This window comes from Candidatus Pelagibacter sp. HIMB123 (assembly GCF_052048195.1).
GTDB lineage: Bacteria > Pseudomonadota > Alphaproteobacteria > Pelagibacterales > Pelagibacteraceae > Pelagibacter.
On record NZ_JBNAIL010000019.1, the window covers coordinates 23,806 to 37,276 of the forward strand.

Consider the following 13,471-nt stretch of genomic DNA (forward strand, 5'->3'; position numbering starts at 1 on the left):
ATTATTTACTAGCTATATTTGTGTTATTCATATTAATTAGATCAGTCACAGAAACTTCTATAGTATTTATCAACGGATCTGGATAAAATCCGAAGAATAAAGTTGGAACTGCTAGACAAGATAAAATCAGATATTCCGATCTATTTAAATCAAACATCTTCTTAAGGTCTTCGTTAACTAGCTTTCCAAAAACAACTCTTTTGTACAGCCAAAGCATATATGCAGCTCCAAGTATTACTCCTAAACTAGCAATTACAGCTACTAGGAAATTATCCTTAAAAGCACCCATTAAAATTAAAAATTCTCCTATAAATCCACTTGTCCCCGGCAATCCCAATGCTGCCAATGTAAACAACATAAATAAAATTGAATATTTAGGTATTATTGTAACTATTCCTCCATACGAATTGATCATCCTTGAATGCATCCGATCGTAGACAACACCAACACATAAGAAAAGTGCAGCTGAAACTAAACCATGGCTAATCATTTGAATAATACTTCCTTCAATTCCTTGTTGCTGAAGAGTAAATATTCCTAATGTCACAAATCCCATGTGAGCAACAGAAGAATAAGCTATTAACTTTTTCATATCCTCTTGCATTAGAGCGATGAAAGAAGTGAATATGATTGCTATAACACTCAAAGTATAAATTAAGGGTGTAAAAACTTCTGAAGCAACGGGAAATAAACCTAGAGAAAATCTGATAAAACCATAACCTGCCATCTTTAATAAGATCGCTGCTAACAATACAGATCCTGCAGTTGGAGCTTCAACGTGAGCATCTGGTAACCAAGTATGTACTGGCCACATAGGGGTTTTAACTGCAAAAGAGCTGAAGAATGCTAACCATAAAAGATTTTGATATTTAACATCTATACCAAGTTCATAAAGCTGAATAACATCTGTTGTTCCTGTAATCCAATAAATAGAAATTATTGCAACTAACATTAAAACAGAACCTAGTAATGTGTATAAAAAGAATTTAAATGCTGAATAAACTCTTTTTGGTCCACCCCAAATTCCGATAATTAAAAACATCGGAATTAATCCTGCTTCAAAAAATAAATAGAATACAACTAAATCAAGTGCACAAAAAACACCAATCATGAAACTTTCCATAATTAGGATTGCAATTAAAAAATCTCTTAATCTATTTTTGACAGAATTATTTACAGATATAATGCATAACGGAGTTATGAATGTAGTTAAAATAATAAATAAAATTGAAATACCATCAACACCAACTTTATAATTAATAAAACCTTCAATCCATGTTCTATCTTCTACAAATTGAAAATTAGAAGTTGATTGGTCAAAAGAAATCCACAGATAAATGGAAATTAAAAAATTTACTATTGTCGTGAATAAAGCAACATATTTAGCAGTTGAATTATTTCCTTCTTTATCTTTAGTAAAAAATAAAAATAAAGCGCCTACTGTTGGCAATAATATTAAAGATGAAAGAATGGGAAAATTCATTATTTAACTATTAAAAAGGTTAGTAAAGCAGAGAAACCTAATAACATTACAAATGCATATTGATAAATATAACCACTTTGAAATTTAGTTGCTTTAATTGAACATTTTTTTATGAAAGAGGAAATACCATCGGGACCGAAACCATCAATTATAGTTCCATCACAAAATTTCCATAAAAATAAACCTAGTTTTTTTGAAGATTTAATAAACAACACATCATATAACTCATCAAAATACCATTTATTTACTAAAAAATTATACAAAGGTTTGTTCATTAACGCTATTGAATTAGGTAATTCTTTGTTCTTAACAAATAAGTAGTAAGCAATTGGAATAGATAATAAAACTAAACATGGTGTTAAAAGTAAAAACCATAAAGGCGGATGTTCTGTGCTTAAAGGCTCTAAAAACTTAATAGATTCTGCCCAGAATAAATTCTCACCATGACCAATAAATAGTCCTTTAAATAGAAAACCAGCAAACACAGCTCCTATTGAAAGAATAAATAATGGAACAAGCATAACTAATGGAGACTCGTGTGTTTCCTCTATCTTAATCTCTTTATTATTGTACTCTCCATGGAAAGTTTTAAATATCAATCTCCATGAATAAATAGATGTTAAAAATGCTGTGATTATTCCAATCCCAGATGCATAATAACCAGTCGTATTACCTTTTAAATACGCAAATTCTATAATTGCGTCTTTAGAATAAAATCCTGATAAAAATGGAAAACCAGTTAAAGCAAGTGTTCCTATTATCATTAAAGCATAGGTGTATGGTAGCTTTTTCCACACACCTCCCATGTTGTTAATATTTTGCTCATCCTTAAATGCGTGAATTACAGAACCAGATCCTAAAAATAATAAAGCTTTAAAAAATGCGTGAGTAAATAAGTGAAACATAGCAACATTATATGCACCTACTCCAGCTGCAAAAAACATATAGCCAAGTTGACTACACGTAGAGTAAGCAATAATTTTTTTTATATCTGTTTGAACCAGAGCAACCGTTGCTGCAAAGAATGCAGTAGTCATTCCAACTATAGTTATAAAATTTAGTATTAATGGTGAATATTCATAAATCGGAGAACATCTGACTACTAAGAAAACACCAGCTGTTACCATTGTTGCTGCATGAATTAATGCAGAAACTGGTGTTGGACCCTCCATAGCATCAGGTAACCATGTATGAAGTAATATCTGTGCAGATTTACCCATTGCTCCAATAAATAAAAGTAAACAAACTAAGTCTATTGCTTTAACTTCAAAACCTAAAAATGATAAATTTTTATCTACAACTGTTGGGATTTGTTGAAAAACTTCTGAGTAATTAACAGTTCCAAATAAATAAAATATTAAAAAAATTCCTAAAGCAAAACCAAAGTCACCTACTCTGTTTACAACAAATGCTTTTATAGCTGCAGCATTTGCACTTTCTTTTTTAAACCAAAAACCGATCAGGAAGTAAGAACAAAGACCTACACCTTCCCATCCAAAAAATAGTTGAATAAAATTATCTGATGTTACAAGCATCAACATTGCAAAAGTGAATAATGATAAATAAGCCATAAATCTTGGTTTATGAGGATCGTGGGACATGTAACCAATTGAATAAATATGCACTAAAGAAGATACAGAAGTTACAACCACTAACATCACTGCTGACAAAGGATCAATCAACATTGACCAATTTACATCAAGTGACCCTGAGCTTATCCAGGTAGCTATAATAATATTTTCTTCATATTGATTTACAATTACTTGATAAAGAACATGAATTGATAAGAGTGCAGAAATTGAAACTAAAGCACTTGTTACTATTTCAGAATTTCTATCACCGATATATCTTCCAAAAAAACCAGAGATTATTGAAGCAATAAGTGGAAGAAATATAATTGATAATTCCATGATTATCCTTTCAGCTTATCTATTTCTTCAACTCGTATTGTTCCAGAGTTTCTGAAATACACGACAATTATTGCTAATCCTATGGCTGCTTCTGCTGCTGCAACAGTTAGAATAAATAAAGTAAAGACTTGTCCTGCCAAATCTCCCAAATAAATAGAAAAAGCTACTAAATTGATATTTACAGCAAGCAATATCAATTCAATACTCATTAATATAACAATGATGTTCTTTCTATTTAGAAAAATACCAATTACTCCAATTGAAAAAATAACAGCACCTAAAGTCAAATAATGTCCTAAACCTATATCAATCATCTATTTTAACTCCTTTATTGCTCTGAACTTCTAGCACCTCAACACCTTCGGCTCTTTCTCTAGATATTTGCTTGATATAACTTTGTCTTTTAAGACCTGATCTTTGTCTAAAAGTTAATACAATAGCCCCAACCATAGCTACTAATAGGATCATTCCACTTATTTGAAACACATGAATATAATCAGTGTATAAAATTTGACCCAATGAATGAGTGTTACTTACACTTGTATTAGCAAGTGAATTGTTAATATCAAAAATTTCTGGTTTATATTTCCAGCCACCTATCACAATTATAATTTCAAAGAAGATTAAAGTACTTATAATTAAACCAACTGGGATATGTTTAGAGGTTGCTTGACCTGCGAACCATTGATTTTTTTGTTGGGCCACGTTTAACATCATAACAACAAACAAAAATAAAACTGCTACAGCACCAACATAAACAATTAGCATTATCATTCCCAAGAATTCAGCACCAATCATTATGAAAAGACAAGAGATACTTATGAAATCAAGAATTAAGAAAAATACTGAGTGAACAGTATTTTTAGAAGCAGTTACCATTATAGCTGAAACAACAGCAATTATTGAAAATGTATAAAAGAAAATAGCGTGTACAATCATTTTTATCTATGGATATTGTCAGCTTTAATATTTGCCTCCAAAACATTCTCCCATCTATCTCCATTATCTAATAATTTTTCTTTTGTATAATAAAGTTCTTCTCTTGTTTCTGTAGAAAATTCAAAATTTGGACCTTGGACTATTGCATCTACCGGACAAGCCTCCTCACACAAACCACAATAAATGCACTTCATCATATCGATGTCATAACGAGTTGTTTTTCTACTTCCGTCTTCTCTTTCAGCTGACTCGATCGTTATTGCCTGAGCTGGGCACACTGCTTCACATAATTTGCAAGCTATACATCTTTCTTCTCCGTTTGGATACCTTCTCAAAGCATGTTCACCTCTAAAACGAGGGCTTATTTTGCCTTTTTCAAAAGGGTAATTAATTGTTTTTTTTGATTTAAATAATTCTTTAATAGCAATAAATAAACCACCAATAAAATCAGTCATTAATATTGTTTTAAAGAATCTTGAAATCTTCATAATTAATTCACTGGTAAAAGGTTAAAATAAAATAAATAGCTAGCTGTTAATACCACCCAAGTTAAAGAAAGAGGAAGGAAAACTTTCCAACCTAGTCTCATTAATTGATCATATCTGTATCTAGGTACTATGGCCTTAACTAAAGCAAAAAGGATAAACAAAAGAAGAATTTTTAATATTAACCATATTGCACCTGGAACTAATGTAAATGGATAAACATCAATTGGAGACATCCAACCACCTAAAAATAATATTGCTCCCATTGCACACATCAATAAAATATTTGCATATTCACCTAACCAAAACATTGCATACATCATTCCTGAATATTCTGTTTGGTAACCAGCAACCAACTCTGCTTCGGCTTCTGGCAAATCAAAAGGGGGTCTGTTAGTTTCAGCTAAAGCAGAAATAAAGAATATTACAAACATTGGAAATAATGGGATTACAAACCACATATTTTGTTGAGCAATAACGATGTCGTTTAAATTTAATGAACCAACACAAAGTAAAACATTGATTATTATTACCCCAATTGAAACTTCATAAGATACCATTTGAGCAGCAGAACGAATTGCTCCTAGAAAAGGATATTTAGAATTGGATGCCCAGCCTCCCATTATTATTCCATAAACACCTAGTGAAGAAACAGCAAATAAGTAAAGAATTCCAACATTGATATCGGCCAAAACCTGAGTTGCGCTAAATGGAATTACAGCCCACGCGATCAAAGCTAAAGTCATCGTGACTATAGGGGCCAGTATGAAAATCACTTTATTTGAACTAGATGGAATAATGATTTCTTTAAATATATATTTTAAAGCATCAGCTAAAGATTGTAATAAACCGAACGGACCAACAACATTAGGCCCTTGCCTTTTTTGAACAAAAGCCCAAACTCTTCTATCAAGCCAAACTATCATTGCTACTGAAACAAGAACAGGCACTAGTAAGAATAAAATCTTATAAACCTCTTGAAAAACTATACTCAAGTATTCCATATTAACCTTCTGTACCTGTTGATTTTAAATTTAATTTAGAGTTCTTACATTCAACCATCGTTTTTGATGATCTAGCAATTACATTTGAAAAATAATAGTCTTTTACATTGATTGTTAAATTTTCATTTTTAAATTCATTAGTAGAATTATTAATCTCATTTACTTGTTTTTCTTTTTGTAAATTTAAATAGTTAAACATGCTGCTTTCCAATTCATCTTTGTCATTAAATAATTTTCTATTATTCATAAATTCAGCCAGTTCATTAATTATTTGCCAATCTTCTTTTGCATCACCTGGTGGATACGAAGCTTTATAAGCTTTTTGAATTTTTCCTTCTAAATTTGTAAAGTGCCCATCTTGTTCAGTGTAAGCGGCGCCTGGTAAAATAATATCAGCAGACTCAGCACCTTTATCACCATGGCTACCTTGGTAAATTATGAATTCATCTTTTTTATCAAATTCTAAATTGTCTTGACCTACAAGATAAACAATATCAAATTTATGTTCTTTTAAATCACTTATTAAGTTATTTTCATTATTAATTATTCCAAGATCAATATTTCCTACAGTTGCTGCATCAGTTGATAAAATATTTAAAGAGTTCCATTCATCTGAAATTTTATTATTTTTTGATAAAAATTCTTTTGTTTTATTAAACAAAAATTCTGAAGACTTTAATCTAAGTAGAGATTCACCAATAATAATTATTGGTTTTTTTGAATTTATAATTTCTTTAGATATGTCATGATTTCCTTCAAGAATATTATTTAAAGTTTGTGTTTGATCATCTAAACTTTGATAAGGATAAGTTAAATCACCAACATCATTAAGTGAAATAATTTTTGTATTATTGTTTAAATAAGCTTTTCTAATTCTAGCATTTAAAATAGTTGCCTCATATCTTGGGTTTGCACCTACTATCAAAATTAAATCAGCTTCTTCAATGCCATTTATAGAAGAATTAAATAAATAGTTTTCTCTTTTTGAAGTATTTATAAATCTGTTATCAGATCTTGACTCGTAATTTTTAGTATCAATTATTCGGTCAAAAAATTCTTTAAAAATGTAACCAGTCTCCATATTAGTTAAATCACCAACAAAACCACATATTTTTTCTTTTGATGTGTTTTCAAATTTAGATTTAATTATTTTGAACACTTCATCCCATGAGGCTTTTTCAAATTTGCCGTTGTATTTGATAAATGGAGTATCTAATCTTTGATGTAGAAGACCATCACAAGCATATCTTGTTTTGTCTGAGATCCATTCCTCATTAATATCTTCGTTTATAATTGGAAGTACTCTTTTGACTTCCCAATCATAAGTATCTACTCTTACATTTGATCCAATTGCATCCATGACATCAATTGTTTCTGTTTTCTTTAATTCCCATGGTCTAGCCTCAAATACATAAGGTTTTGATGTTAGAGCTCCTACCGGACATAAATCTACAACGTTAGCAGACAATTCAGATTGCATTGATTGCTCTAGATAAGTTGTAATTTGCATATCTTCACCCCTTCCAATAGCACCAAGCTCTGGAACCCCAGCAACTTCCGTTGCAAATCTCACGCATCTTGTACAGTGAATGCATCTTGTCATTTGAGTTTTAATTAATGGTCCCATATTTTTTTCAGCAACAGCTCTTTTATTTTCTTTAAATCTTGATTTGTCTACTCCATAGTACATTGATTGATCTTGAAGATCGCATTCACCACCTTGATCACATACAGGACAATCTAGGGGATGGTTAGCTAATAAAAATTCCATCACTCCCTTACGAGCTTTTTCTACTAAAGCAGTATTTGTTTTAATATTCATGCCCTCAGCAGCTGGCATAGCACATGAAGCAATTGGTTTAGGAGATTTTTCCATTTCAACTAAACACATTCTGCAGTTTCCTGCTATCGATAATTTTTCATGGTAACAAAATCTTGGTATTTCAACTCCAGCTTTTTCGCAAGCTTGAAGAACAGTTAAACCTTCTTCAACTTCAACTTCGATTTCATTTACTTTTAATTTAAGCATTTTTTTTATCCAATAAATGTTGATCTACTAAATATGGAATATTGTTTTTCTTTTGAACAATAGGATTTAAATTATTCCTTTTCTCAATTTCTTTTTTAAAGTGTCTAAGCAATCCTTGAACTGGCCATGAAGAACCTTCACCGAAAGCACAAATAGTATGTCCTGCAATTTGATTTGTAACATCACCTAACATATCTACTTCATCCTTTGTTGCATCACCTTTTGCCATTCTCTCAAGCATTCTCCACATCCAACCAGAACCTTCTCTACAAGGTGTACATTGACCACAGCTCTCATGTTTGTAAAATCTTGCAATCCTTGCCATACATTTAATTATGTCCTGATCTTTGTTAATAACCACAATACCAGCTGTACCAAGTCCACTTTTTTCTTCAACACAAGCATCAAAGTCCATTTTTAAAGTTTCACATCTTTCTTTCGGTATTAGCGGCATTGAAGAACCTCCAGGTATTACAGCCTGCAAATTTTCCCATCCACCAATTACGCCACCAGCATGAACTTCTATTAATTCTTTTAAAGGAATACTCATTTCTTCTTCAACATTACAAGGATTATTTACATTTCCAGAAATACAAAAAATTTTGGTTCCAGTATTTTTTTCTCTACCTAAAGAAGCAAACCATTTAGCACCTCTTCTTAAAATAGTTGGAACAACTGCGATTGTTTCAACATTATTAATTATTGTAGGACATCCATATAGTCCTATCAAAGCTGGAAAAGGTGGTTTTAATCTAGGTTGGCCTTTTTTACCTTCTAAACTTTCAAGCAGTGCGGTCTCTTCACCACAAATATATGCACCAGCTCCGTAATGAATATAAATATCTAAATCCCATCCTGTACTAGCTGCATTTTTACCTAATAATTTTTTTTCATAAGCTTCATCTATTGCTGCTTGAAGCTTTTTACCATCAACAAAATATTCTCCTCTTATGTATATATAACAAACATGCGCTTGCACTGCATAAGATGCAATTAGACAACCCTCTATTAATTTATGAGGCTCAAATCTTAGAATATCTCTATCTTTACAAGTTCCTGGTTCAGATTCATCACCGTTAATAACTAAGTAATGTGGTCTAGATCCAACTTCTTTTGGTGCAAATGACCATTTTAAACCTGTGGGAAATCCTGCACCACCTCGACCTCTTAATTGAGATTCTTTAATTTCATTAATTATCCAATCTCTTCCTTTGTCAATAATTTCTTTTGTATTTACCCAATCACCTCTCTCTTGTGATGAGGATACATCTGAGCCTTTATCATTATATAAATTTTGAAAAATTCTATCTTGATCTTTAAGCATTTTTTAAATTCATTAAGGTTTTTCTGTTATTTTCTGGTTCATTATTTACTCTTCCTCTATATGAACCAGGTTTTGGACTTTCTCCATTTAAAATTTTATCTAAAATATCTAAAGTTTTTTGTTTGTCTAAATCTTCATAATAGTCATCATTAATTTGCATCATTGGAGCATTGACACATGCACCTAAACATTCAACTTCCATCCACGAGCAGCTTTTATCATTAGATAATTCACACTCATTTTCAGAAATTTTTTCCTTGCATGCCTCAACTAATTGATTTGCACCTCTTATCATACATGGTGTTGTGGTACATACTTGAACAAAATATTTTCCTACAGGAGCTAAATTATACATTGTATAAAAAGTAGCTACCTCATAAACTTTAATATAAGGCATCCCTAAAAACTTAGCGATATACTTCATTGCTGCTAATGGTATCCAATTATTATTTTGCTTTTGAGCTATATAAAGTAAGGCCATTACAGCACTTTGCTGTTTACCTTTAGGATATTTTGCAACAATAGCATTTGCTGCTTCTAATGATGAGGAATTGAATTCAAAATGTTCTGGTTGATCTTTCGCCGGTCTTCTTAAACTCATCTGTCTACCTCTCCAAAAACAATATCTAAAGAACCTAGTACAGCAGGAACATCAGCTAACATGTGACCTTTAATTAGATAATCCATTGATTGTAAATGTGAAAATCCTGGTGCTCTTATTTTGCATTTGTAAGGTTTACTTGATCCATCAGATATTAGGTAAACACCAAATTCTCCTTTTGGCGCCTCAACAGCTGTATAAATTTCATCTTTTGGTACTCTGTATCCCTCTGTAAAAAGTTTAAAATGATGTATTAGAGCCTCCATTGATTGTTTGATTTCTGCTTTAGATGGTGGGCTAATTTTACCATCTAATGATTTAATTGGACCCTTCTCCATTTTAGCTAAACATTGTTTAATAATTGAAACACTTTCTTTCATTTCTTCAATTCTGCATAAATATCTATCGTAACAATCTCCATTTTTTCCAACTGGAATTTTAAAATCTAAACTTTCATAGCAGTCATAAGGTTGAGATTTTCTTAAATCCCATGGAATACCCGAGCCTCTAATCATAACTCCTGAAAAAGAATAATCTAAGGCGTCTTCTTTTGTGACTACACCTATATCAACATTTCTTTGTTTAAAAATTCTGTTGTCAGTTAGTAAGCTCTCTAAATCATTAATTATTTTTGGAAAGGTTTCGCAAAATTTTGCTATATCTTCCTCTAAACCTTTCGGTAAATCTTGATGAACGCCTCCCGCTCTAAAGTAATTAGCATGAAGTCTTGACCCTGAGGCTCTCTCATAAAATGTCATTAGAGTTTCTCTTTCCTCAAATCCCCAAAGTGAAGGTGTTAATGCACCAACATCAAGAGCTTGAGTTGTGACATTTAAAATATGACTTAAGATTCTACCAATCTCACAAAATATAACTCTTATATATTGAGCTCTGATTGGTACATCTATTTTAAGTATTTTTTCAACAGCTAGCGCGAAAGCATGTTCCTGATTCATCGGAGCGACATAATCTAGGCGATCAAAGTAAGGAACTGCCTGCATATAAGTTTTGTTTTCAATCAATTTTTCAGTTCCACGATGAAGTAAACCAATATGAGGGTCAGCTTTTTCAACCACCTCTCCATCTAGCTCTAAAATTAATCTAAGAACTCCATGGGCTGCAGGATGTTGAGGGCCAAAATTTAAATTTAAATTTCTAATTTTTTTTGTCATTATTCTCAATCTCTTCTTTTATATATTTAGTTCCTCCCCAAGGACTTTCATAATCAAAGTTTCTATAATTTTGCTCAAGCTTCACCGGTTCAGTAATTACTTTTTTCTGATCTTCGCTATATCTGACTTCTGAGTGACCAGTTAATGGAAAATCTTTTCTTAATGGATGGCCTTCAAATCCATAATCCGTTAGTATTCTTCTTAAATCAGGATGATCTTTAAAAGATACTCCATACATATCAAAGACTTCTCTCTCCATCCAATTTGCTGAAGGAAAAATACTGGTTAAAGATGGTATAACTTCATTTTCTACAATATGGTATTTTACAATCAATCTTTGATTAAATTCATGACTTAAAAATAAGTATACTAATTCAAATCTTTGATTGTTTTCGGGATAATCTACTGCAGTAATATCTATTAGTTGTCTAAATTTTGTATCTTGATTTGTTTTTAAAAATAAAGCAACATCAATTATATCATCTTTATCAATTTCTATAAAAATTTGATTATGTTTTATTTCTGTATTGTTAATTTTTGTATTTAACTCAGAATTAATTTTTTTTTCTAGATCTTCTAAACTCTTCATAACTATCTAATAAAAGATCCTTTTTTTCTAATTTTTTTTTGTAATTGAAGTATTCCATACAATAAAGCTTCTGCCGATGGGGGGCATCCTGGAACATATACATCTACAGGAACAATACGATCGCAACCTCTTACAACTGAATATGAATAATGGTAATATCCACCTCCATTTGCACAACTGCCCATAGAAATCACATATCTTGGTTCCGGCATCTGGTCATAAACTTTTCTTAAAGCTGGCGCCATTTTATTTGTTAAAGTTCCTGCAACTATCATAACATCTGACTGTCTTGGTGAACCTCTTGGAGCTGCTCCAAATCTTTCTAAATCATATCTAGGCATAGCTGTTTGCATCATTTCAACAGCACAACATGCTAATCCAAAAGTCATCCAATGGAGTGATCCTGATCTTGACCAATTAATTAAATTATCAAGTGATGTAGTTATAAAACCATTCTTGCTAAAATCTTCTGCAAGTTGTTTAAATTCCTCAGGAACTTGATCTATTTTATTATTCATTGTGATTTATAATTTTTATTCCCAGTCTAAAGCGCCTTTTTTCCATTCATAAATAAAACCTGTTGTAAGTATGAATAAAAAAATCATCATTGATGAAAAACCTAATAATCCAATATTCCCAAGAGATATTGCCCAAGGAAATAAAAATGCTATCTCTAAATCAAAAATAATAAATAAAATTGCAACCAAATAAAACCGCACATCAAATTCCATTCTTGAGTCCTCAAAAGGCTCAAAACCACATTCATAAGCCGAAAGTTTTTCTGGATCAGGTTTTTTTGGTGAAAGAATAAAGTTTACCACTACAAAAGCACAGCTTAATCCCAAAGCTAAAACTAAAAATATTATTATAGGTAAGTAATCTTTTAAAAAATCAGATAACATGGAAATCTATATATCAGTTTTTATCTGTTGTTGAAGGGCTGATACGTCACATTTTTATTAATATTAACATTAAAAAGTGGGAAAAAGTGGCGGGAGTGAAGGGACTCGAACCCTCGACCTATCGCGTGACAGGCGATCGCTCTAACCAACTGAGCTACACCCCCACTTATCGTTTTGGTGGGCAGTAAAGGACTCGAACCTTTGACCCCCTCGGTGTAAACGAGATGCTCTACCAACTGAGCTAACCGCCCTAAAACCAATAACGGAAGTAATTACAATATAAATTTTGATAAAGCAATAAATGTTTAATCATTTTATTTGTTAAAATTAATGTATTTTCTTATATTTGTTTATTACACAATGAAGTAAGGCAAGCACGGATAGCAAAAAAGAAAATTTAAGCATTAAAACAATGATATAATTTTCATGATTTTTAAAAATCCATGAAATTAACAAAACAAAAATGCTAAAAAGATATAAACGAAAAAATATTATATTTTTTTTAATATAAAAGATTCTAATTAAAAAATGAATATCTTTTGTAGCAACTAAAACACCATCAAGATCAAAAATAATAACTTTAATCATATCTATTTGTATTTCTGAATAAAATCTGAGCAAATTCCTTTGCAGTCTAAATTAGTATAATTTGCATTTTCTGGTAAAACACAAATCCCATTTTTGAGCAAAGGTTTGTTTGGATAAATCCATATGTAACCTCTATTAGTTATAGTATAATCATCTGTGTCATGCCAAAAATAATGACAGTTTATTTTAGAAAGCTCATATAGTGTCTCGGAGGACTTTGCGTGACACCAAAACTTCTCATCTTCAAGAAAACTTTGATTAATTTTGTACAGAGGCTTATCGTGACCTAAGTAAAAATTATTTTCTTTAAACCACACATCAATTTCTACCTCGAAACCATTATCTTTAGCATCAAGAATATAATCAGGGTGATTTTCAAATTTTTCATTTTTTCCATTCAAATTTCCTCTATGAGATATTAAAATCATAATTATATGTATATATT

The 13,471-nt window shown here is 31.2% G+C and carries 14 protein-coding genes and 2 tRNA genes; all 16 read right to left on the bottom strand.

The window, feature by feature from the left end:
• Nucleotide 1: 1 nt before the first annotated feature.
• On the bottom strand, nt 2-1,483 hold the full coding sequence (locus ACTTBL_RS05040) for an NADH-quinone oxidoreductase subunit M (RefSeq protein WP_440643884.1): 1,482 nt from the start codon (nt 1,481-1,483) through the stop codon (nt 2-4).
• Nucleotides 1,483-3,393, bottom strand: coding sequence for an NADH-quinone oxidoreductase subunit L (gene nuoL, locus ACTTBL_RS05045; RefSeq protein WP_440643885.1), 1,911 nt, complete (start codon nt 3,391-3,393; stop codon nt 1,483-1,485). Before nuoL ends, ACTTBL_RS05040 begins: the two co-directional genes overlap by 1 nt.
• Nucleotides 3,394-3,395: 2 nt before the next feature.
• A complete protein-coding gene (gene nuoK / locus ACTTBL_RS05050; protein ID WP_034390394.1) occupies nt 3,396-3,704 on the bottom strand; it encodes an NADH-quinone oxidoreductase subunit NuoK in 309 nt (102 codons plus the stop codon).
• Nucleotides 3,700-4,332, bottom strand: a complete 633-nt coding sequence (locus ACTTBL_RS05055) for an NADH-quinone oxidoreductase subunit J (protein WP_440643886.1) — start codon at nt 4,330-4,332, stop codon at nt 3,700-3,702. Before ACTTBL_RS05055 ends, nuoK begins: the two co-directional genes overlap by 5 nt.
• Nucleotides 4,333-4,334: 2 nt before the next feature.
• Nucleotides 4,335-4,820, bottom strand: coding sequence for an NADH-quinone oxidoreductase subunit NuoI (gene nuoI / locus ACTTBL_RS05060; protein ID WP_034390080.1), 486 nt, complete (start codon nt 4,818-4,820; stop codon nt 4,335-4,337).
• Nucleotides 4,821-4,822: 2 nt separating this feature from the next.
• Nucleotides 4,823-5,821: an NADH-quinone oxidoreductase subunit NuoH gene (gene nuoH / locus ACTTBL_RS05065; RefSeq protein ID WP_072090495.1), complete on the bottom strand. Its 999-nt coding sequence runs from the start codon at nt 5,819-5,821 to the stop codon at nt 4,823-4,825.
• 1 nt (nt 5,822) lies between these two features.
• Entirely contained in the window at nt 5,823-7,850 is a 2,028-nt protein-coding gene (gene nuoG, locus ACTTBL_RS05070; RefSeq protein WP_440643887.1) for an NADH-quinone oxidoreductase subunit NuoG, read from the bottom strand.
• Nucleotides 7,843-9,174, bottom strand: coding sequence for an NADH-quinone oxidoreductase subunit NuoF (gene nuoF, locus ACTTBL_RS05075; protein WP_440643888.1), 1,332 nt, complete (start codon nt 9,172-9,174; stop codon nt 7,843-7,845). Before nuoF ends, nuoG begins: the two co-directional genes overlap by 8 nt.
• On the bottom strand, nt 9,167-9,775 hold the full coding sequence (gene nuoE, locus ACTTBL_RS05080; protein WP_440643889.1) for an NADH-quinone oxidoreductase subunit NuoE: 609 nt from the start codon (nt 9,773-9,775) through the stop codon (nt 9,167-9,169). The genes nuoF and nuoE overlap by 8 nt, the downstream gene beginning before the upstream one ends.
• On the bottom strand, nt 9,772-10,947 hold the full coding sequence (locus ACTTBL_RS05085) for an NADH-quinone oxidoreductase subunit D (RefSeq protein ID WP_440643890.1): 1,176 nt from the start codon (nt 10,945-10,947) through the stop codon (nt 9,772-9,774). Before ACTTBL_RS05085 ends, nuoE begins: the two co-directional genes overlap by 4 nt.
• A complete protein-coding gene (locus ACTTBL_RS05090; RefSeq protein ID WP_440643891.1) occupies nt 10,931-11,536 on the bottom strand; it encodes an NADH-quinone oxidoreductase subunit C in 606 nt (201 codons plus the stop codon). The genes ACTTBL_RS05085 and ACTTBL_RS05090 overlap by 17 nt, the downstream gene beginning before the upstream one ends.
• Before the next feature lie 2 nt (nt 11,537-11,538).
• Nucleotides 11,539-12,054 (bottom strand): NuoB/complex I 20 kDa subunit family protein, encoded by a 516-nt coding sequence (locus ACTTBL_RS05095; protein ID WP_023853927.1) that lies wholly within the window; start codon nt 12,052-12,054, stop codon nt 11,539-11,541.
• A gap of 15 nt (nt 12,055-12,069) precedes the next feature.
• Nucleotides 12,070-12,438, bottom strand: a complete 369-nt coding sequence (locus ACTTBL_RS05100) for an NADH-quinone oxidoreductase subunit A (RefSeq protein WP_440643892.1) — start codon at nt 12,436-12,438, stop codon at nt 12,070-12,072.
• Nucleotides 12,439-12,525: 87 nt separating this feature from the next.
• Nucleotides 12,526-12,602: transfer RNA gene (locus ACTTBL_RS05105), tRNA-Asp, on the bottom strand.
• An 11-nt stretch (nt 12,603-12,613) separates the two neighbouring features.
• Nucleotides 12,614-12,689, bottom strand: a tRNA-Val gene (locus tag ACTTBL_RS05110).
• Nucleotides 12,690-13,028: 339 nt separating this feature from the next.
• On the bottom strand, nt 13,029-13,471 hold a 443-nt coding region (locus ACTTBL_RS05115), incomplete at its 5' end, for a hypothetical protein (RefSeq protein WP_440643893.1).

What these genes read in the sequence shown, in the direction of transcription:
- nuoF (WP_440643888.1), bottom strand. Translation starts at nt 9,174, where the DNA reads ATGCTTAAAGATCAAGATAGAATTTTTCAAAATTTATATAATGATAAA.
- ACTTBL_RS05095 (WP_023853927.1), bottom strand. Translation starts at nt 12,054, where the DNA reads ATGAATAATAAAATAGATCAAGTTCCTGAGGAATTTAAACAACTTGCA.
- ACTTBL_RS05055 (WP_440643886.1), bottom strand. Translation starts at nt 4,332, where the DNA reads ATGATTGTACACGCTATTTTCTTTTATACATTTTCAATAATTGCTGTT.
- ACTTBL_RS05100 (WP_440643892.1), bottom strand. Translation starts at nt 12,438, where the DNA reads ATGTTATCTGATTTTTTAAAAGATTACTTACCTATAATAATATTTTTA.
- nuoG (WP_440643887.1), bottom strand. Translation starts at nt 7,850, where the DNA reads ATGCTTAAATTAAAAGTAAATGAAATCGAAGTTGAAGTTGAAGAAGGT.
- ACTTBL_RS05085 (WP_440643890.1), bottom strand. Translation starts at nt 10,947, where the DNA reads ATGACAAAAAAAATTAGAAATTTAAATTTAAATTTTGGCCCTCAACAT.
- nuoL (WP_440643885.1), bottom strand. Translation starts at nt 3,393, where the DNA reads ATGGAATTATCAATTATATTTCTTCCACTTATTGCTTCAATAATCTCT.
- nuoH (WP_072090495.1), bottom strand. Translation starts at nt 5,821, where the DNA reads ATGGAATACTTGAGTATAGTTTTTCAAGAGGTTTATAAGATTTTATTC.
- nuoE (WP_440643889.1), bottom strand. Translation starts at nt 9,775, where the DNA reads ATGAGTTTAAGAAGACCGGCGAAAGATCAACCAGAACATTTTGAATTC.
- ACTTBL_RS05040 (WP_440643884.1), bottom strand. Translation starts at nt 1,483, where the DNA reads ATGAATTTTCCCATTCTTTCATCTTTAATATTATTGCCAACAGTAGGC.
- nuoI (WP_034390080.1), bottom strand. Translation starts at nt 4,820, where the DNA reads ATGAAGATTTCAAGATTCTTTAAAACAATATTAATGACTGATTTTATT.
- ACTTBL_RS05090 (WP_440643891.1), bottom strand. Translation starts at nt 11,536, where the DNA reads ATGAAGAGTTTAGAAGATCTAGAAAAAAAAATTAATTCTGAGTTAAAT.